This is a genomic window from Streptomyces sp. PsTaAH-137 (assembly GCF_003259365.1).
Lineage (GTDB): Bacteria > Actinomycetota > Actinomycetes > Streptomycetales > Streptomycetaceae > Streptomyces.
This window is the reverse complement of record NZ_QLLY01000019.1, coordinates 49638-69952: the sequence shown is the minus strand read 5'-3', so window position 1 is coordinate 69952 and position 20315 is coordinate 49638. Positions and strand designations below refer to the sequence as shown.

Annotated in this window: 16 protein-coding genes; all 16 read right to left on the bottom strand. The window is 71.2% G+C overall.

Annotation, left to right across the window (positions count from 1 at the left end):
• Positions 1-74 precede the first annotated feature (74 nt).
• The 16 genes from K377_RS33160 to K377_RS33085 all read right to left on the bottom strand — a co-directional run bounded on the left by K377_RS33160 (position 75) and on the right by K377_RS33085 (position 20105).
• Complete coding sequence (locus K377_RS33160; protein ID WP_375605980.1) at positions 75-641, bottom strand: GNAT family N-acetyltransferase; 567 nt, start codon at positions 639-641, stop codon at positions 75-77.
• Between the two features lie 75 nt (positions 642-716).
• Positions 717-1490, bottom strand: coding sequence for an ABC transporter ATP-binding protein (locus tag K377_RS33155; RefSeq protein WP_111667311.1), 774 nt, complete (start codon positions 1488-1490; stop codon positions 717-719).
• Complete coding sequence (locus K377_RS33150) at positions 1487-2290, bottom strand: ABC transporter ATP-binding protein (RefSeq protein WP_111667310.1); 804 nt, start codon at positions 2288-2290, stop codon at positions 1487-1489. Before K377_RS33150 ends, K377_RS33155 begins: the two co-directional genes overlap by 4 nt.
• A complete protein-coding gene (locus tag K377_RS33145; protein WP_111667309.1) occupies positions 2287-3117 on the bottom strand; it encodes an ABC transporter permease in 831 nt (276 codons plus the stop codon). The genes K377_RS33150 and K377_RS33145 overlap by 4 nt, the downstream gene beginning before the upstream one ends.
• On the bottom strand, positions 3114-4079 hold the full coding sequence (locus tag K377_RS33140) for an ABC transporter permease (RefSeq protein WP_111667308.1): 966 nt from the start codon (positions 4077-4079) through the stop codon (positions 3114-3116). The genes K377_RS33145 and K377_RS33140 overlap by 4 nt, the downstream gene beginning before the upstream one ends.
• Before the next feature lie 7 nt (positions 4080-4086).
• The gene (locus K377_RS33135; RefSeq protein ID WP_111667307.1) at positions 4087-5613 is read right to left on the bottom strand and encodes an ABC transporter substrate-binding protein; all 1527 of its coding nucleotides are present in this window, start codon (positions 5611-5613) and stop codon (positions 4087-4089) included.
• A gap of 36 nt (positions 5614-5649) precedes the next feature.
• Complete coding sequence (locus tag K377_RS33130; protein WP_111667306.1) at positions 5650-6360, bottom strand: DUF1684 domain-containing protein; 711 nt, start codon at positions 6358-6360, stop codon at positions 5650-5652.
• Between the two features lie 124 nt (positions 6361-6484).
• Positions 6485-7333 (bottom strand): GNAT family N-acetyltransferase, encoded by an 849-nt coding sequence (locus K377_RS33125; RefSeq protein WP_111667305.1) that lies wholly within the window; start codon positions 7331-7333, stop codon positions 6485-6487.
• Positions 7334-7606: 273 nt separating this feature from the next.
• The gene (ispG, locus tag K377_RS33120) at positions 7607-8764 is read right to left on the bottom strand and encodes a flavodoxin-dependent (E)-4-hydroxy-3-methylbut-2-enyl-diphosphate synthase (RefSeq protein WP_111667304.1); all 1158 of its coding nucleotides are present in this window, start codon (positions 8762-8764) and stop codon (positions 7607-7609) included.
• A gap of 156 nt (positions 8765-8920) precedes the next feature.
• Positions 8921-10222 carry an RIP metalloprotease gene (locus K377_RS33115; RefSeq protein WP_111667303.1) on the bottom strand — a complete coding sequence of 434 codons (1302 nt, stop codon included), beginning with the start codon at positions 10220-10222 and terminating at the stop codon, positions 8921-8923.
• The gene (gene dxr / locus K377_RS33110) at positions 10219-11505 is read right to left on the bottom strand and encodes a 1-deoxy-D-xylulose-5-phosphate reductoisomerase (RefSeq protein ID WP_111667302.1); all 1287 of its coding nucleotides are present in this window, start codon (positions 11503-11505) and stop codon (positions 10219-10221) included. Before dxr ends, K377_RS33115 begins: the two co-directional genes overlap by 4 nt.
• A gap of 89 nt (positions 11506-11594) precedes the next feature.
• A complete protein-coding gene (locus K377_RS33105; protein WP_111667301.1) occupies positions 11595-13535 on the bottom strand; it encodes an acyl-CoA dehydrogenase family protein in 1941 nt (646 codons plus the stop codon).
• A gap of 125 nt (positions 13536-13660) precedes the next feature.
• On the bottom strand, positions 13661-14089 hold the full coding sequence (locus K377_RS33100) for a DUF6892 domain-containing protein (protein ID WP_111667300.1): 429 nt from the start codon (positions 14087-14089) through the stop codon (positions 13661-13663).
• Positions 14090-14200: 111 nt separating this feature from the next.
• The gene (locus tag K377_RS33095) at positions 14201-15646 is read right to left on the bottom strand and encodes an aldehyde dehydrogenase family protein (RefSeq protein ID WP_111667299.1); all 1446 of its coding nucleotides are present in this window, start codon (positions 15644-15646) and stop codon (positions 14201-14203) included.
• Positions 15647-15873: 227 nt separating this feature from the next.
• Positions 15874-17541 carry a PucR family transcriptional regulator gene (locus K377_RS33090; RefSeq protein ID WP_111667298.1) on the bottom strand — a complete coding sequence of 556 codons (1668 nt, stop codon included), beginning with the start codon at positions 17539-17541 and terminating at the stop codon, positions 15874-15876.
• A gap of 182 nt (positions 17542-17723) precedes the next feature.
• Positions 17724-20105: an ATP/GTP-binding protein gene (locus K377_RS33085; protein ID WP_111667297.1), complete on the bottom strand. Its 2382-nt coding sequence runs from the start codon at positions 20103-20105 to the stop codon at positions 17724-17726.
• Positions 20106-20315 lie beyond the last annotated feature (210 nt).

Here is a 20315-nt window from a genome sequence, read left to right as displayed (position 1 = left end):
CTTGACTCCTGCTGGAAAAGGGTGGTCCCAGGAGGTTAGCCGTGCGGCCCCGGCGGCCGGAAATCGGTTGTCGGTCAGGGGCGGTGACGCAGCAGCGGGAGCGGGGCGCCCATGACGGCGTACGGCTTCGGGGCGCTGGGGAACAGCACCTGCTGGGCGAGGTCCGTGTAGCCGAGGGAGCGGTACAGGCCGCGTGCGGGGCTCTCATGGTCGATCGCGGAGAGGATCGAGCGGGGCTGGTACGCGGTGTCGGTGATCGTCGTGATCAGGGTGCGGCCGATGCCGCGGTTCTGGTGGCCGGGGTGGACGTGCAGCTCCGTGATGACGAAGGAGTCGTCGAGCCAGTGGTCGGTGCCCCGGGAGCGCAGGTACGGCTCGACGACCGTGGACCACCAGTGGGTGCGGTCGTTCGGCATGCCGTAGACGAAGCCGACGAGGCGGCCGGTCTCGGTGGTGGCGCCGAGGGCGCGGGCGCCCGGGTACGTGATGTGCCGCAGGACGATCTGGCGGCGCACCGCGATCTCGTCGTCGCTGAGGCCGAAGGCGTGGGCCTGAACGGCAAGGGCCTCGTCGACGCGGCTGCGCAGGTCGAGGGGGCCGATGGTGACGGCGTTGTCGTCCATCCGGTTCCGGTACGGCATGCCGGGAGGGTACCCCGGGGCGGGCACCCTTCTGTACGGGTTCTGCGGGCTCGACGCGGCCGGGGCCCGGCGGGGTCAGGGCCGCGCCGGCAGCCTCGGCACACTCGACAGCAGGCGCCGCGTGTACGCGTGGACGGGCGCCCCGAGCACCTCGGAGGTGGCGCCCGCCTCGACGACCCGCCCGCGCTCCAGTACGGCGGTGCGTTCGCACAGGGCGGCCACGACGGACAGGTCGTGGGAGACCATCACCACCGTCAGACCGGCGGTCTCCTTCAGCTCCGCGAGCAGGTCGACGACCTTGACCCGGGTGGTGACGTCGAGCGCGGACACCGGTTCGTCGGCGAGCAGCACCCGTGGGTCGCAGACGGTGGCGCGCGCGATGGCGATCCGCTGCCGCTGCCCGCCGGAGAACTCGTGCGGGTAGCGCTCGGCGGCGTCGGCCGGCAGCCCGACCCGCTCCAGGGCCTGCGCGACCCGCCGCTCGGCCGCCTCCCCGGACGCGACGCCCAGCGAGCGCAGGGGCTCGCCGACGATGCGGCGGACCCGCTGGCGCGGGTCGAGCGAGGCGTACGGGTCCTGGAAGACGCACTGCACGCTGCGCCGGAACGCCTTCATCCGGGTACGGTCGCGCAGGCGCAGCGCGTCGCCGTCGAAGCGCACGGTGCCCGACGTGGGCGCGGCCAGGCCGAGCAGCATGCGCAGCAGGGTCGTCTTGCCGGCGCCGGACTCGCCGACCAGCGCCAGGCTCTGCCCGGGCTCGACGGCCACCGACACGTCGGTGACGACGGGCGCCGCGCTCCCCCGGTACGCGTAGGACACGGAGTCCAGTTCCAGGACAGGGGCCGTCATCGTGTGCCTTCCAGGTCGAGCGCCGCTTCCAGCTGCCGTGCGCTGTCCACCAGCGCCTTGGTGTACGCCTCGCGCGGGGCCCGTACGACGTCGGTGACGGCGCCGGTCTCGACGGCGCGCCCGTCCTTCATGACGAGGACCCGGTCGGTGACCGCCGAGACGACGGCCAGGTCGTGGCTGACGAACAGCACGGCCATGCCGCGGGCGCGCACGAGTTCCTCGATGAGGGCCAGCATCTCGGCCTGGACGGTGACGTCGAGCGCCGTCGTCGGTTCGTCGGCGATGAGCAGCGCCGGGTCGCAGGCGAGGGCCGTGGCGAGGGCGACGCGCTGGCGCTGGCCTCCGGAGATCTCGTGCGGGAAGGCGCGGGCGATGCGCCCGGGGTCGGGCAGCCGGACCTGTTCGAGCAGTTCCAGTACGGCGGCCTTGAGCGCCGCGCCCTTCAACTGCCGCCGCCTGCGCAGGGGTTCGGCGATCTGCCGGCCCACGCGCATGAGCGGGTCCAGGGCGGTCAGCGGCTCCTGGAAGACGACGGCCGCGCTCCGGCCGCGGATCCCGACGAGGGTCTTCTCGGGGGCCCCGACGATCTGGGTGCCGTCGAGTTCGACGCTGCCGGTCACGGTCATGCCGGCGGGCAGCAGGCCGAGGACGGCCAGGGTGGTCAGGGACTTGCCGGAGCCGGACTCGCCGATCAGGCCGAGCCGTTCGCCGCGCGCGACGTCGAGGTCGAGCCCCGAGACGAGGACGCGGTCGCCGGTGCGGACGGTCAGGTCGCGCACCGAGAGCAGGGGTTCGCTCATGCCGCCGCCCTTCCCTTCCGGGCCGTCGGGTCGAGGACGTCGCGCAGTCCGTCCGCGATGAGGTTGACGCCGATCACCAGCAGGACGAGCAGGATGCCGGGGGCCAGCGCTCCGGCGGGTGCCGTCGTGAAGGTGGCCTGGGCCTCCTGGAGCATGCGGCCCCATGAGGCGTTGGGCGGGGGCGCGCCCAGGCCCAGGTACGAGAGCCCGGCCTCGGCGAGGACGGCGAGTCCGAACTGGAGCGCCAGGTTCACGCCGAGTGTGGGCCAGATGTTGGGCAGGACATGGCCGCCGACGATCCGCGGCCAGGAGGTGCCCGAGGTGCGGGACGCCGTGATGTAGTCCTGCGCGAGCACCCGCTTGACGAGGATGCGGGTCAGCCGGGCGACGACCGCGCTCTGGGCGAGCCCGATCGCGAGGATCGCGGAGCCGAGGGTCGCCGAGCGGGCGGCGACGATCAGCATGGCGAGCAGCAGCGTCGGGAACGCGATGAGGATGTCGAGGAGCGCGGAGAGCGTGTCGTCGAACCAGCCCTGCGCGAAGGCGGCGAGGACGCCCAGGGTCACGCCGAGCAGCGCGGCCACGGCGACCGATCCGAGACCGGCCTCCAGGGCGATCCGGGAGCCCGTCATGAGCTGGGTGAACAGGTCGCGCCCCAGCTTGTCGGTGCCGAGGAGGTGTCCGTCGCCCGGTCCTGCGAGCCGGCCGCCGGAGGTGTCGTCGCTGTCGTAGGGCAGCCAGAACAGGGAGACGAGCGCGAGGAGCACGACGATGCCCGCGAGGACTCCGCCGGTCCACAAGGTCAGTGAGGTACGGCGTCGCTTCATCGGGCGCCTCCGGAGAGCCGTCCGCGCAGCCGCGGGTCCACGAGCCGCTGGACGAGGTCGGCGACGAACCCGATGACGAGGACGCCGAACGTCGAGACGAACAGCACGCCCTGGATGACCGGGTAGTCGTGCTGGGCGATCCCGGTGGCGAGCATCGAGCCGAGTCCGGGCAGCGCGTACACGGACTCGACGACGACGGCTCCGAGCAGGGTGGAGGCGAGTTCGATGCCGAGGACGGAGATCACCGGCACGGACGCGTTGCGCAGCCCGTGCCGCCACATGGCCCGGCCGAACGACGATCCCAGCGCCCGCGCCGTGCGCAGGTACTCGCTGTCCAGGACGTCGAGCGTGGCCGACCGCACGTAGCGGATCAGGGACGCCGACATCACCAGGGCCACCGTCAGCACCGGCAGGACGAGGGAGCGGATCGCGTCGGCCGGTGCGTCCCAGCCGTCCTGCGGGAAGCCGCCCGAGGGCAGCCAGCCGGCGTTGAGCGCGAAGACCGCGATGAGGATCATGCCGAGCCAGAACACCGGTACGGCGATGCCCAGTTGGGAGACACCGCTGAGCAGCGCCCCGTACCAGGTGTGCTTCTTGTACGCGGCCACGAACCCGGCGGGCACGGCGACGAGGACCGCGAGCACGAAGGCGGACAGGGTCAGCGGCAGCGTCACGTTCAGGCGCTGCGAGACCTCGGGGCCGACCGGCAGGGACGACACGAAGGACGTCCCGAGGTCACCGCTCGCCAACTGGCCGATCCAGTGCGTGAACTGCTCGGGCAGCGGCTTGTCGGAGCCGATCGCGTGCCGGGCCGCGGCGATCTGCTCCGGCGAGGCGCCCACCGAGGTGAGCGCGTTCGCCGGGTCGCCCGGCAGCATGCGGAGCAGCACGAACAGCACGATGCTCGCGAGGACGAGGGAAACCAGCAGGAACACCAGCCTCCGCAGGAGGTACCTGACCATGGGAGGGTCAGCTGCTCTTCTTGATGTCGTACGCGAAGAACTGCGAGTTGAGGCCGTTGAGCGGGTAGCCCGACAGCTTCGTGTTCGCGACGACGATCTGCGGATACAGGTAGAGCCAGTCGCTGGCCGCGTCCTCGGCGGTCTTGCGGTTGACCTTCTTCAGCAGGTCGGTCTGCGCCTGGGTGCTGGAGGCCGCCTCGGCCTGCTCGACCCACTTGGTGACCTGCTTGTTGTCGTAGCCCCAGTAGAAGTCGGGGTTGCCGTACCAGACGAGGTCGCGGTCGTTGACGTGCTCCTGGAGCGTGGCCGAGAAGTCGTGGTTCTTGTAGACCTTCGTGTACCACTCGTCGGGCGTGATCGTGTTGATCTTGACGGTGATGCCGACCTTGGCGAGCTGGGACTTGATGAAGGTCGCGGCGGTGGGGTGCGGGTCGTAGTTCGGGGTGTCGAGCGTGAAGCTGAACCCCTTGGCGTAACCCGCCTCCTTCAGCAGCTTCTTGGCCTTGGTGACGTCGTACGCGTTGACGTCGGTCAGGTCCTCGTACCAGGGGTCGGTGGGCGGCACCATCGACCCGATCTCCTTGCCGTAGCCGCCCCAGACCGACTCCAGGAGCTTCTTGTCGTCGATGGCGGCGGAGACGGCCTGCCGGACCTTGACGTCGGTGAAGGGCTTGGCCTTGTCGTTGAAGGCGAGGAGCAGCTTGGTGGTGGAGTCGCCGTCGTTGACCTTGTAGTTCTGGTTGGACTTGAACTGGTCGAGGGCGTCCGGCGACTGCTCGCTGGTGACGACGTCGACGGCGTTCGTCAGGAGCGCGTTGTTGAGGGCGGTCGCGTCCTTGTAGTAGTGGAAGGCGACCTGCTTGTTCTTGGCGGCGGAGCCCCAGTAGCCGGCGAACCGGTCGAGGCTGAGGGCGGAGCCGCGGGTCCACTTGTTGAGCTTGTAGGGCCCGGTGCCGTCCTCGGTCGTCTTCAGGTTCTTCGCGTCGGAGTTGATGATCCAGACGTAGGAGAGGTTGTAGACGAAGGAGATCGACTTCTTCGACAGCGTGACCTTGACGGTCTTCGCGTCGGGGGTGGCGACGTCCTTGATGACCTCGAGGTTGGACTTGCGCGCGGACTGCGAGTCCTTCGCGAGCACCTTCTCCAGGCTGTACTTGACGTCCTTGCTGGTGAGCGCCTTGCCGCTGTGGAACGTGACGCCGTCGCGCAGGGTGAAGGTGTACGTGAGTCCGTCGCCGCTGACCTTGTAGTCGTCGGCGAGGAGCTTGTCGACCTTGCCGTCGTCGGTGAGCCGGAACAGGCCCTCGTAGACGTTGCCGTTGAGGGCCTCGGTGACGCCCTGGCCGCCGCCCGCGGTGTTGTCGAGATTCTGCGGCTCGTAGAGGGAGCCGATGTCGACCGTGGCGTTCTTGTCGTAACTGCCGTTCGCGGAGCCGGAGTTCGAGGATCCGCTGCCACCGCCGCAGGCCGCGAGCGTGACGGCGAGGGCGACGGTGAGCACGCCCGCGGACAGGGGCTTCTTGGGGAGGTTCATGAGGGGGCCTTACGAGGAGTGGTGCGGGGAGGGTGATCAGTGAGCGCTGTCGGCGCCGCCGCCGCGCAGGACCGGGAGCTTCTCGCCCGCCTCGACAGGCAGGTGGAAGCGGTTCTGGCGCGGCGGCATCGGACAGTTGTACTGATCGGAGAAGCCGCATGGGGGTACGAAGGCCCGGTTGAAGTCGAGGCGCACGCGGCCCTCGCCGGTGTGCTCGACGAAGAGGAAGCGGCCGGCGCCGTACGTCGAGTCGCCGTTGGTCGGGTCGCCGAAGACGAGGAGCAGGGTGCCGTCGTCGTCGAAGGCGGACAGCGTGTACGCGGTGCCGTCGACGGTCAGGGCGATGTCGCCGGGGACGACCTTGTCGCGGGTGCCGCCGTTGTCCCGGAGGTGCTCGAAGGCGACCTGGCGGGCGCCCTCGACGGGCGTGTACGTGGCGTCGAGGACCCAGGCGGGGTCGTACGGGAAGGCGTCGACGCGGTCGAAGGCCCGGATCGCCGGGGACTGCGCGTCCCAGAAGCGCAGGCCGTGCTCGGGTGCGCCGGTGACCATGTCGGTGCGTTCGAGGGCGGTGACCGTCACGGTCTCCGGCTGTCCCTCGCGGGCGGCGTCGAGGTCGGGGGGCTCGCCGGCGGGCAGCCAGCGGGTCTCGACGAGGGCGAGGTTGCCGGTGGGGGCGGTGACGGAGCGGTGCCGGTCGGCACGCCATTCCTGCCAGGCGGCTATGCCGGAACCGGAATCAGACATCGTGTGGCACCTACAGTCAGTGAACTTTAAACCAAAGCCCTCCCTTTATTGTTCATAAGACTCACTAATGTCAAATGCCGCCTAAGAGATGAGACGGGCACCACACGGGGTCGCCGACGGGGTTCTAGAACAGGACGCTCATGAAGGCGCCGACCTCTTCGAAGCCGACCCTGCGGTAGGCGGCGCGGGCCGGGGTGTTGAAGTCGTTGACGTAGAGGCTGACGATCGGGGCGACGTCCGCGAGCGCGTAGCGGACCACGGCCGCCATGCCGGGGGCGGCGAGGCCCTTGCCGCGGTGCTCGGGGGCCACCCAGACGCCCTGGATCTGGCAGGCCTCCGGGGTCGCGGCGCCGATCTCCGCCTTGAAGATCACCTTGCCGTGCTCGTCGAGGCGGGCGAAGGAGCGGCCCGAGCCGACCAGTTCGGCGACGCGCGCCTGGTAGAGCAGGCCGCCGTCACCGGCCAGCGGGGAGACGCCGACCTCCTCGGTGAACATCGCCACGCACGCCGGCATGATCGTTTCCATCTCGTCCTTGCGGATGCGACGGACGTAGGGGTCGGGCTCGACGTGGGCCGGCAGCCGGTCGGTGACCATCAGGGGCTGGTGCGCGCGGACCTCGCGGGCCGGGCCCCAGGACGGTTCGAGGAGCTGCCACAGGCGGGCCGTGGGCTCCGCCGGGCCGACGATGGAGGAGCAGCGGCGGCCGGCTCTGCGGGCGCGGTCGGCGAAGCCTCTGACGGCTCGCTCGGTGGCGCAGATGGGGACGAGGTTGGCGCCCGCGTAGCACAGGGAGCGGAGCATGCCGTCCTCGTACCACCCCCACATCTCGCCGCCGAGTCGCCAGGGGTCGAGGCCCGCGATGCGGACGCGGGCCGTGACGAAGGCGTTCACGACCGGCTCGCGGTCGAGGACGGCGAGCGCTGCGTCGAGGTCACTCGGTTCGAGGACCCGGGTGGTGGTCTGAGTCAACACGTGCGGGGCCTTTTTGGCGGGGAGGGCTGATCTCCGCACTGTACCTGGCGGTGGCAGCGGGTGTACTGGGGCTGCCTTCGGCTGCCTTCCGCCAGGGCGTCTGCCGGGTGCTCGTGCGTCGGCGGCCACCGGCCGGTGGCCTCTTCTCGCGCAGTTCCCCGCGCCCCTGAAGGGCGAGCTTCGCTCGCTTCAGGGGCGCGGGGAACTGCGCGACCGGCCACGACGAAAGCCGCGCCCTCCCGACGGGAGAGCGCGGCAGACGGTGATGAGTGATCAGCCGGCGACCGCGACCGACGGTTCGCCGGAGGCCACGCCGTCCTTCTCCATCTGCTCGGCGATCTTCAGCGCCTCCTCGATGAGCGTCTCCACGATCTTCGACTCGGGAACGGTCTTGATGACCTCGCCCTTGACGAAGATCTGCCCCTTGCCGTTGCCGGAGGCGACGCCGAGGTCGGCCTCGCGGGCCTCACCCGGGCCGTTGACGACGCAGCCCATGACGGCGACGCGGAGCGGCACCTCCATGCCGTCGAGCCCGGCGGTGACCTCCTCGGCGAGCTTGTAGACGTCGACCTGGGCGCGCCCGCAGGACGGGCAGGAGACGATCTCCAGGCGGCGGGGCTTGAGGTTCAGCGACTCCAGGATCTGGTTGCCGACCTTGATCTCCTCGACCGGCGGGGCCGAGAGGGAGACGCGGATCGTGTCGCCGATGCCCTCGGAGAGCAGCGCGCCGAAGGCGACGGCCGACTTGATGGTGCCCTGGAAGGCGGGCCCGGCCTCGGTGACGCCGAGGTGCAGCGGGTAGTCGCACTTCTCGGCGAGCAGCCGGTAGGCGTTGACCATGACGACCGGGTCGTTGTGCTTGACCGAGATCTTGATCTCGCGGAAGTCGTGCTCCTCGAAGAGCGACGCCTCCCACAGGGCCGACTCGACGAGCGCCTCGGGGGTCGCCTTGCCGTACTTCTGGAGCAGGCGCCGGTCGAGCGAGCCCGCGTTCACCCCGATGCGGATCGGGGTGCCGTGGTCCTTCGCCGCCTTGGCGATCTCCTTGACCTTGTCGTCGAACTGCTTGATGTTGCCCGGGTTGACGCGGACCGCGGCGCAGCCGGCCTCGATGGCCGCGAAGACGTACTTGGGCTGGAAGTGGATGTCGGCGATCACCGGGATCTGCGACTTCTTCGCGATGATCGGCAGCGCGTCGGCGTCGTCCTGCGTGGGGCAGGCCACCCGCACGATCTGGCAGCCGGACGCGGTGAGCTCGGCGATCTGCTGGAGCGTGGCGCCGATGTCGGACGTCCGCGTGGTCGTCATCGACTGCACCGACACCGGGGCGTCGCCGCCCACGGCCACCGTGCCGACCTGGATCTGCCGGCTCTTGCGCCGCTCGGCGAGCTTGGTCGGTACGTCCGGCATGCCGAGAGAAATCGCAGTCATCTGCTGTGCAACCCCAAGGTGTGGATCGAGGATCGAGTCCAGAGGTTTCCGAGATTACGTCACCGGCGCACGGTGGAGCACATCGCGCCCCGCTGCACCACTCAAAGGTGGGTGGCCGGGCACCCAGGGTGCCCGGCCGCCCTGAACCTCACGCGATCAGGAGATTTTCACCGGGTTAACGACGTCGGCGATCAGCACCAGGATCGTGAAACAGACGAAGATTCCCGCGACGACGTAGGCCACCGGCATGAGTTTCGCGACATCGAAGGGGCCCGGGTCGGGACGCCGGAACACCCGCGCGAAGTTGCGCCGCAGCGCCTCCCAGAGCGCGCCCGCGATGTGTCCGCCGTCCAGCGGCAGCAGCGGGAGCATGTTGAAGAGGAACAGCGAGAGGTTGAAGCCGGCGACCAGCATCAGCGACATCGCCACCTTCTGGGTGGCGGGGATGTCGAGCCCGGCGATGTCGCCGCCGACGCGGGCCGCGCCGACCACGCCCATCGGGGAGTCCGCCTCGCGCGGGCCGTCGCCGAACGCGGCGTCCCAGAGCGCGGGGATCTTCGCGGGCAGCGCGACGATGGAGTCGACGGCGTCGCCGACCCGGTCGGTCATCCAGGACACCGAGTCGCCGAAGCTCTGGTGGACGACGCCGGTGGCGGCGGTGAAGCCGAGGAAGCCGGCCTTCACGTAGCCGTCGGTGATCTGGCCGCTGGAGTCCTTCTTCGCCACCTGGTTCGTGGCGATCTTCGCGGTCAGGGTCTTCTGCTGTCCGTCGCGCTCGACGACGATCGGGACGGTCTTGCCCGCGCTCTCGCGGATCTCGTCGGACAGGGTGTTCCACTTGTCCGTCGTGATCCCGTTGAACGAGACGATCTTGTCCTTGGCCTGGAGGCCCGCCGCCTTCGCCGGGGACTGCGGGTCGGACGCCTTGCAGGTGTCGCGCTTGGCGCTGGCCTGGATCACGCAGTCCGAGACGGACGCGACGGTGTTCGTCTGCTGCGTGATCCCGAAGCCCATCAGGACCGTGAAGAAGAGGCCGACCGCGAGGATCAGGTTCATGAACGGGCCCGCGAACATCACGATGACGCGCTTCCACGGCTTGCGCGTGTAGAAGAGCCGCGTCTCGTCGCCGGGCTGGAGTTCCTCGAAGGCCGCGGCCCGCGCGTCCTCCACCATCGAGCGGAAGGGCGAGGTGGAGCGGGCCTCGATCTTGCCGTCCTCACCGGGCGGGAACATGCCGATCATGCGGATGTAGCCGCCGAGCGGGATCGCCTTGATGCCGTACTCGGTGTCGCCCTTCTTCCGCGAGAAGAGGGTGGGGCCGAAGCCGACCATGTATTGCGGCACGCGGATGCCGAAGAGCTTCGCCGTCGACAGGTGGCCCAGCTCGTGCCACGCGATGGAGACGAGCAGGCCCACCACGAAGACGACTATGCCGAGGATCATCATCAAGGTCGTCATGCACGAGCCTCCGCGGCCGTCTTGTCCGTCAGCGTCAGTTCACGGGCCCGGGCGCGTGCCCAGGTCTCCGCTTCGAGGACGTCCGCGACGGTGAGCGAAGTTCCCGTTTCCGGTGTGCCGTGTTCCTCCACGACCTTCGTCACCGTGTCCATGATCCCGTTGAACGGCAGCGCGCCCTTCAGGAACGCGTCCACGCACTCCTCATTTGCGGCATTGAACACCGCCGGGGCCGTCCCCGCGAGCTCTCCCACGTGCCGGGCGAGCCCCACCGACGGAAACGCGTCGGTGTCGAGCGGGAAGAACTCCCAGGTGGAGGCCTTCGTCCAGTCGAAGGCGGGAGCCGCGTCGGGAATCCGTTCGGGCCAGCCGATGCCGACGGCGATCGGACCACGCATGTCGGGCGGGGTGGCCTGGGCGAGGGTGGAGCCGTCGGTGAACTCGACCATGGAGTGCACGTACGACTGCGGGTGGACGACGACTTCGATGCGGTCGAAGGGAATGTCGTAGAGCAGGTGCGCCTCGATGACCTCCAGGCCCTTGTTGACCAGGGTCGAGGAGTTGATGGTGATGACCGGGCCCATCGCCCAGGTGGGGTGCGCGAGGGCGTCCTCGACGGTGACCCGCTCCAGGTCGGCCCGGGTCCGGCCGCGGAACGGGCCGCCCGACGCCGTCACGACCAGCTTGCGCACATCGGCGCGGGTGCCCGCCGCGAGCGCCTGGAAGAGCGCCGCGTGCTCCGAGTCGACCGGGATGATCTGGCCGGGCTTCGCGATGTTCTTGACCAGCGGGCCGCCGACGATCAGCGACTCCTTGTTGGCCAGGGCGAGGGTGCGGCCCGCCGCCAGCGCGGCGAGCGTCGGGGCCAGGCCGATGGAACCCGTGATGCCGTTGAGCACGGTGTGGCAGTCGCCGCGGCCCGCGATCTCGGTGGCGGCGTCGGGCCCGGCCAGGATCTCCGGCAGCGGCTCGCCCGCGCCGTACTGGGCGGCCAGCGCCTCGCGCAGCGCCGGCACGGCGTCCTCGCGGGCCACGGCGACCGTGCGCACGCCCAGGCGGCGGGCCTGTTCGGCGAGGAGTTCGACCCTGCCGCCCGCGGCGCTCAGGGCGGTGACGCGGAAGCGGTCGGGGTTGCGCAGGACCAGGTCGATGGCCTGGGTGCCGATCGAGCCCGTCGAGCCCAGGACGGCGATGTCCCGCGGGGCGTCGGTGGGGGCCGGGTCGAAAACGAGGCGCGGGTCCGCGAGCGGGGACGGGCTGACGGAGCTGTCGGGGCTGTCGGTCATTGCCCCATTCTTGCGCGCGCGGGCCGTGTGGCCGACAGGGCGTCCCGGCAAGTCCGCGTGCGGCGGTCGCCGGGACGCCCGGGCCGGCATCAGCGGATGGGCCGGTGCACGTTCTCCCGCTTGCTGGAACCGGGGGACGCGTCCGCGATCCACGGTCCGTCGCCGCTCGGGTCGACGACGCCCTGCTCCAGCCAGGTGTAGGTACCGCCGAGGACGCCCTTGACGACCTTGCGGTCCGGCTCGTCCGTGTTGGTCCACAGCCGGTCGAAGAGTTCGTCGACGCGGATGCGGGCCTGGCGGCAGAAGACGTCGGCGAGCTGGTACGCCTCGCGGCCGTACTCCTCGGTGGTGCGCAGGAGTTCGGCGCGTACGCAGGCCGCGCTCATCGCGAACAGTTCGGCGCCGATGTCGACGATGCGGCCGAGGAAGCCCTGCTTGGTCTCCATGCGGCCCTGCCAGCGGGACATGGCGTAGAAGGTGGAGCGGGCCAGCTTGCGGGCCGAGCGCTCCACGTAGCGCAGATGGCCGGACAGGTCGCGGTGGCCCGCCGGGTGGAACTCGCTGTACGAGCGCGGGAGCTGGCCGGGGCCCGCGACCAGCTTGGGCAGCCAGCGGGCGTAGAAGCCGCCCGCCTTCGCGCCCGCCCGCGCCTTGTCGGACAGGGACTTCTCGGGGTCGATGAGGTCGCCGGCGACGGAGAGGTGGGCGTCGACCGCCTCGCGGGCGATCAGCAGATGCATGATCTCGGTGGAGCCCTCGAAGATCCGGTTGATGCGCAGGTCGCGCAGGATCTGCTCGGCGGGGACCGCGCGTTCGCCGCGGGCGGCGAGCGACTCGGCGGTCTCGAAGCCGCGTCCGCCGCGGATCTGCACCAGCTCGTCCGCCATCAGGCAGCCCATCTCGGAGCCGTAGAGCTTGGCGAGGGCGGCCTCGATGCGGATGTCGTTGCGGTCCTCGTCGGCCATCTGCGAGGAGAGGTCGACGACGGCCTCCAGCGCGAACGTGGTCGCCGCGATGAAGCTGATCTTCGCGCCGACCGCCTCGTGGAACGCGACCGGCTTGCCCCACTGCTCGCGCGCCGCCGACCACTCGCGGGCGATCTTCAGGCACCACTTGCCGGCGCCGACGCACATCGCGGGCAGCGAGAGCCGTCCGGTGTTGAGGGTGGTGAGCGCGATCTTCAGTCCGGCGCCCTCGGGACCGATCCGGTTCGCCGCCGGTACCCGGACCTGGTCGAAGCGCGTGACGCCGTTCTCCAGGCCGCGCAGGCCCATGAAGGCGTTGCGGTTCTCGACCGTGATGCCGTCGGACGCGGCCTCGACCACGAACGCGGTGATGCCGCCCCTGTGCCCCTCGGACTTCGGGACGCGCGCCATGACGACGAGCAGATCGGCGACGACGCCGTTCGTCGTCCACAGCTTCACGCCGTCGAGGACGTACGAGTCGCCGTCGGGGACGGCGGTGGTGGCCAGCCGGGCCGGGTCGGAGCCGACGTCCGGCTCGGTGAGCAGGAACGCGCTGATGTCGGTACGGGCGCAGCGCGGCAGGAACGTGTCCTTCTGCTCCTGCGTCCCGAACAGCTTCAGCGGCTGCGGTACGCCGATGGACTGGTGCGCGGAGAGCAGGGCGCCGATGGCCGGGGACGCCGAGCCGACGAGGGCGAGCGACTTGTTGTAGTACACCTGGGTGAGGCCGAGCCCGCCGTACTTCGTGTCGATCTTCATGCCGAGCGCGCCGAGCTCCTTGAGCCCGTTGACCGTCTCGTCGGGGATCTTGGCCTCGCGCTCGATGCGGGCCGCGTCGATCTCCGTCTCGCAGAAGTCGCGCAGCTTGGCCAGGAACTCCTCGCCGCGCTGCGCGTCCTCGTCGGCGGGCATCGGGTGGGGGTGGATGAGGTCGATCCGGAACCGGCCGAGGAACAGCTCCTTCGCGAAACTGGGCTTGCGCCAGTCCTGTTCGCGTGCGGCCTCGGCGACCTGCCGGGCCTCCCGTTCGGAGACCTTCGCCTGATGCTGGGGTGTTGCGGACATGAGGTTCACCTCGCCGCGTCGGGTCCACCGGCCCGGTCCCGTTACCGGCCGGTGCTACCCGATCGTATGTACCCGAAAACCGGCATGTCGACCAGCCCTCGGGCGCCGAATGGCTCGCCGCCGCCCTAGTCCGCGACGATGCCGCGCGCGGCGAGGCCGGCCCGCAGCTCGGGCCCGAGGAACTCCGAGCCGATGACGCGCCGCAGGTTCGGCAGCAGCGCGAGATCGTCGAGCACCTGGATGTCGAACAGGTCGTCCTCCCCGTCCCACACCGGCGCGCACTCCTGGTACACCCGCAGCCCGCCGTCCATCACCAACTCCTCGACGGTGGCGAGGAGTTCGTCACTGATCTCCAGCGCCTCGAAGTACTCCCGCGCCTCCGGCACGACCTTGAACGCCAGATCGTGGTCGTAGGCGTACGCCCATGGATCGTCCCCGAGCCCGCGCTCCTTCAGCAGATCGGATATCCCGAACACGGGCGTGAGCGTCCCGTCGTCGTACATGAGCCTCTCGACGACGACGAGCTTGAAGTTGAGGTCGGTGAAAGCAGCCATGGGGGGAATGTAGGGGGCGGCACTGACAACGGGGTGGGAGCGCGTACGACGACGGCGGTCCGGGCCCCCGCACAGTGGGCCCGGACCGCCGTCGCGGCCGGTGGATTCGGCTTACAGAGCGAGGCCGGTCAGGACCAGGACGCGCTCGTAGGTGTAGTCGTCCATCGCGTAGCGGACGCCCTCGCGGCCGACGCCGGACTGCTTGGCGCCGCCGTACGGCATCTGATCGGCGCGGTAGGAGGGGACGTCGCCGACGACGACGCCGCCGACCTCGAGCGCGCGGTGGGCGCGGAAGGCGGTCTGGAGGTCGTGCGTGAACACACCCGCCTGGAGGCCGTACTTGGAGTCGTTGACGGCGGCGAACGCCTCGGCCTCGCCGTCGACCTTCTTCACGGTGAGGACCGGTCCGAAGACCTCCTCGCAGGAGATCGTGACGTCGCCCGGTACGTCGGCCAGGACGGTCGGCGCGTAGGTGGCGCCGTCCCGCTTGCCGCCCGCGAGGAGGGTCGCGCCGGCGTCGACGGCCTCGGCCACCCACGTCTCGACGCGCTTGGCGGCGTCCTCGCTGACCAGCGGGCCCACGTCGGTGGCGTCGTCGGCCGGGTCGCCGGTGACCTGCGCCTCGACGGCGGCGACGATCTTCGGGAGCAGCCGGTCGTAGACGGCGGCGTCGGCGATGACGCGCTGCACCGAGATGCAGGACTGGCCGCCCTGGTAGTTCGAGAAGGTCGCGATGCGGGTCGCGGCCCAGTCGAGGTCCTTGTCGGAGGCGTAGTCGGCGAGGACGACCGCCGCGCCGTTGCCGCCGAGCTCCAGGGTGCAGTGCTTGCGCGGAACGCTGTCCATGATCGCGTAGCCGACCGGGCCCGAGCCGGTGAAGGAGATCACCGGGAGGCGCTCGTCCTGGACCAGGGCCGGCATCTTGTCGTTCGGGACGGTGAGGACCGACCAGGAACCGGCCGGGAGGTCCGTCTCCGCGAGCAGTTCGCCCAGGACCAGGGAGGAGATCGGGGTCGCGGGCGCCGGCTTCAGGATGATCGGGGCGCCGACCGCGATGGCCGGGGCGACCTTGTGGGCGCTCAGGTTCAGCGGGAAGTTGAACGGCGCGATGCCGAGGACGACGCCCTTCGGGATACGGCGGGTCAGGGCGAGGCGGCCCTGGCCGCCGGCGTCGGTGTCGAGGCGCTGGGCGTCACCGCTGTTCCAGCGGCGGGCCTCCTCGGCGGCGAACCGGAACACGGAGACCGCGCGGCCGACCTCGCCGCGGGCCCACTTGATCGGCTTGCCGTTCTCGGCGGAGATCAGCTGGGCGATCTCCTCGGTGCGCTCGGTGAGGCGGTCGGCCACGTGGTTCAGGGCCTTGGCGCGGACGTGCGCCGGGGTCGCCGCGAACTCGTCGACCACGGCGTGGGCCGCCGCGACGGCCTCTTCGATCTGGGCCTCGGTGGGCACGGCGACGGTGCCGACCAGGCGGCCGTCGTAGGAGTTGTGGACGTCGAAGGTCTCGTCCCCGGTGGCCTGGCGGCCGGCGAGCCAGAAGGCGTGGGTGGCGGTCATGTGTCTTCTACCGGCCTCTCCGTGTTCGTGGGCTTGTGCGGGTCCACGTTAGGTGGGGGGTGCGGTGCTTTTGATTGGCCGGGCTGGAGTGTTCGGGGCGCTTTGTTGGACGGTTCGTCGGGTGCGGGCCGGTGGCCGCCGCCTCCCCTGGACGAGCGGAGCCCGTCTCAAGGGCGCGGGGAACTGCGCGACCAGCCACGACGGTGGCGCGCGTGACGGACGACGGGTCAGGCCCCGGTCGCCTTCAAGGCCAGCCACAGCTCCATGCGGACGTCCGGGTCGTCCAGGGAGCGGCCCAGGATTTCCTCGACCCGGCGCATGCGGTAGCGCAGCGTATGGCGGTGCACCCCGAGATCGGCGGCAGCGGCGTCCCACTGGCCGTGCCGCGACAGCCAGGCCCGCAGCGAGGCGACCAGGTCACCCCGACCGGTCGCGTCATGATCGCGCAGCGCCCGCAGCAACCCGTCCGCGAACGCCCGCACCGCGTCGTCCCCGAGCAGCGGCAGCACCGACCCGGCGACGACGTCCTCGTGCTCGACCAGCACCCGCCCGCGCCGCCGCGCGACGGACAGCGCCTGCTCGGCCTGCTTGAACGCGGTGGCCGCCGCGATCGGCCCGGCCGGTGCCGAGAAGCCGATGACCAGTTCCTCGTCGGGCCCGCCCACGGAGCCGGCCGCCGCGGACCGGGTCACCTCCAGCGCCTCCGCGTAGTGCCCGCAGGCCTCGGCGGCCGCTCCCCCGTCGACCACGAGCAGCACCACGCGCTCCCCGTCCGGTACGACGAGCACGGCCTCGCCGGAGCGCGCGGCGGCGGACTCGACGATGTCGATGAGGACCGGGACGGGGTCGCCGGACGGACCGCCCGCCCCGGTGACCGCCTCGGCGAGCAGCAGCGCGGTACCGGCCGGCCGGCCCCCGCTCGGCGCGACCCCGGTCGGCGGCGGCGCCACGGCCTCCGCGAGCACCATGCGGAACGGGGCGTCGAGCAGCGCCCCGTACAGATCACCGGCGACGGCCCTGGCGTGGTCGGGCTCACCGGCGAGGAGCATGCGCAGCACGGCCGCGCCGATCCGCTGTTCGGCCGCGTACAGGGCCCGAGAGCGTTCCGTGGTGAGGGTCAGCAGGGCGATGGCGGAATGCAGCGCGTACCGCTCGGCGGTGCCGAGCGCGGCCGCCGTGCCGACGGCGAGCGCCGCGCGCGGCCTGCGCCCGGTGCCGATGGAGTGCAGTTCGACGCGGTCGGTGCCGTTGTCGGAGCCGCCCGCGACGACCGCGCTGGCCGGTGCCGGGCGTTCCCGGAGCCGTTCGACGTCGGAGGTGAGCCGGGCCGCCCGCCGCCCGGCCCACTCCGGGGCGGTGGCGACGACGGCGCCCGAGGCGTCGTACAGCGCGGCCCAGCCGTCGACCTGGGCGGCGAGCACGGAGAGCAGCCCCTCGGGGCCCTCGCCGAGCGCCTGCTTGGTCAGTTCGCGCTGGGCGGCGAAGCCGGAGGTGACGGCCCGGTACTGGTCGGCGGCGATGGCGGCCGACACGGCCTTGCTGATGGCGATGAAGGGCGTACGGGGTGGTACTTCGAGGAGTGGCAGGCCCTCGTCCTGCGCGGCCCGTACCAGCGCGTCGGGCACGGCGTCGTAGTTGACGCCGACCGCGAATCCGAGTCCGACGACGCCCGCGCCGACGAGCCGTTTCACGTAGCGCCGCATGGCCTCCGGGTCGTCGGCGTCCAGCTTGAGGGCGGTGATGAGCAGCAGCTCCCCGCCCTCCATGTAGGGCACCGGATCGGCCAGCTCGCTCACGTGTGCCCAGCGAACGGGGGTGTCCAGGTGCGCCTCGCCCGCGCGCACGGTGAGTTTGAGCGCCGAGTGGTGGACGAGCGAGGCGAGCGTGGGCGGCATGGGGGCCTTCAGGTGAGCTGTGGGGGGAGGGCAAGTGGACGGTCAGGCGGGCGGCCGTCCGGAGTTGTGAAGCTTTTGGACTCTCCGTATGAACGCCCGGTGCCGATTCTGCCTCACCGTACGTACTGCCGGGGCTCTGCCCCTCGTTCCCCGGGGCCGCAGGCCCGCCCGACGAGCCGCTTTCAGCCCCGCAGATCGACCAGGAGCGGCGGCGCGTGCTCACCGCGCACGGTGGTGAGGGAGAGCACGGCGTGGCCGGGCGGAACGGCGTGCGCGAGGTCGGAGGCGGACCAGCGTTCGCGCTCGACCTGGCGGACGGTGACCGCGTCGGTGGTGACGGCTTTGCCGGTGACCATTCTGCGCAGGCTGTGCAGGGCGCGGGTCAGCGGCTGGTTGGCGTAGACCGCGTGCTGCGCGACCTCCTCGCGCTCCACCCATTCAGTGCCCCATGCCTCGGCGAACCGTCGGCCGTCCCAAGTGGTGACTCCGGAGAACGCCATCCGGCAGCCGACCGCCGCGTACAGCGGGCCCTGCAACGGCTCGGGAACCTCGCCGACCGTCCGCAGGCCGAGCACGACCCCGGCTCTCGAGGAGCGAAGCCGCTGGATGGCGCGGAGGGTCTCGGCGGTCACCGTGCGCGCCGCGTCGTCCAGGACCAGGCAGGCGAAAGGGGCACGGTCGGACCGGCCACGCACTACGGCGGTGAACTGGGCCAGCAGCAACCGGGCCAGCAGCCGCGACGCCTCCTCGTGGCCCTGTTCCGGAAGGTCGATGCGGACCCGGAGTGGATGCCGGGTGACCGCCCGCACCGAGAAGGGGCGCCCTGCGCCGCTCGTGTCGAAGAATCCGGCGAACACCGGCCGGTCGAGGAGGGCAAGCCGGTCGGCGAGCAGCGGTCCGGGGTCGCTCGCCGTGCCGAGCTGCCGCTGTCGGGCGTCGAGTTCCCGGCACATCGCAGCGTCCGCGTCGGGCGAGAGGCGGGCCCGCAGATCCGCGAGGGCGCCGGTCTCGCCCTCCAAAAGTTCGCGCAGCACCGGCACGGACGGGAAGTGACCGTGCGCCGTGCGGTACGGGCCGAGGAGCCGGGCGAGGGCGGTCGCGGCACGCCGGGTGTCGACGGTCTCCAGGTCACCGACGAGGCCCTCCGCGAGGAATGTGGCGGCCTCGTCGGGGTCGACGGCGTCCGCATATAGGTCCAGGTCATAGGCGGAGTCGGGATCGCCTGGGCGAACCACGACGTCGAACGCGTCGTCCGGGCCGAGCGGGGTGCCCGCGGCGCAGACGGCGACGACGGCGGACCGGCCGGTGAGCGCCTGCAACGCGAGGGACTCCACGACCGGCCGGACTACCCCGGCGGTCTTGCCCGCACCGGACGGGCCGACGGCAAGCAGCGAGGTCCCGAGGATGCTGGGGTCGAGGGCGGCTCCGGCGCCTTGCAGGGGATACGGGTTGCGTTCGTCGCGTGCGTAGCGGCCGATCCGCACTTGGCCGACGAGCAGGTCGTGGGTGGCGGCGCGGGCGGGCAGATCGCGCTGCTTGGACGGGTGGGTCCAGGCAGCGGCGCCCTGACGGGCCACGGTGTCGGTGAACTCGGCCGGGCCATCGGGCCGGCCCGAGGCCTCTCGCCAGGCACGGGCGACGCGGACGCAGTCGACGTCGTTCATCCGGCCGCTGGCCACCTCCAGAGCGAGCACGTCGGCTGCCTTGTCCTGCCCGGCGGCGCGCAGCTCGGCCCAGTCCGTAGGCGCCCCCGGCGCGGCGGCGGGCTTCGGCGGGGGCCTGCGAAAGCGACGCACCGACGGGAGCTCCAGCCAACCGCCGATCCGCGCGAAGGGGTAGAGCACCGCGACGGTGATCAGGCCGTAGAGCAGATAGGCGAGGACGGGGACGCGGAACAGGGCGTCGCCGCCCGGGATCAGCGCGATCAGCGACATGACCGGCCCGGCGACGGGCAGCGGACGCCAGTCGAGGCCGAGTGCGTCGGGCCACACGAAGACCAGGGCGCCAACAGCGGCCACCGCGGCGACGACGGCACGACCGGGTTGCGGACGACTCGTCACGAAGAACCGGATACCTTCGGCCCACGCGCCAAAGCGGCCGATGAGGTAGACCAACGCGGCGAAGCCCACACCGTCGTACACCACTCTCGCATCCCGTGCGGCGGTCACGCCCGGCTTCGGCCAGGTGGTGTTCGCGTACCACCAGTCACCCGGGGTGAACACCGAGAGAGGCACCCACTGATAGGGGAGCCTCCCCTGGAGCCAGAGTTCCCAAAGGAAGATGCCCACCAGGAACGAGCCCGCCATCAGCGTCAGCAACTTGCGCCGCAGAGCTGCGTCGTCCCGTTGCGGCGGGCGTGGCGCGAACCCGTAACGCCACACACCCGGCTCGGTACGTGGCCGGCGTGCCGCGAGCCACTCGGCGACCGCAGGCCCGTTGGATCCGGGCGCGCGCCGGGGCATCGGCGGGACGGTGGGGCGCGGCGGCTGCGTGGGACGCGGCACCGCGGGGGATCGCTGCCCGTTCCTCGTGCCGTGCTTGCCCTCTGTGCCCTCGGTCTCCATGGCCGCTGCCCCCTGACCTGCCGGTCCGTACGTGTCCGTGCGTAGTCGAATCGGCCTTAATGTAATGCCCGCGCCTGGGGAGTTCACCGCTTACGCGCCCCGGCGGTCTGTACGGAGTGGCGTACCCAAGTGTCCAACTCGGACAACCCGGCCGCCCGAACCCACCCCGATGGAGCATGACCACCCCCTTCCTTCGCCCCTAACCTGCGA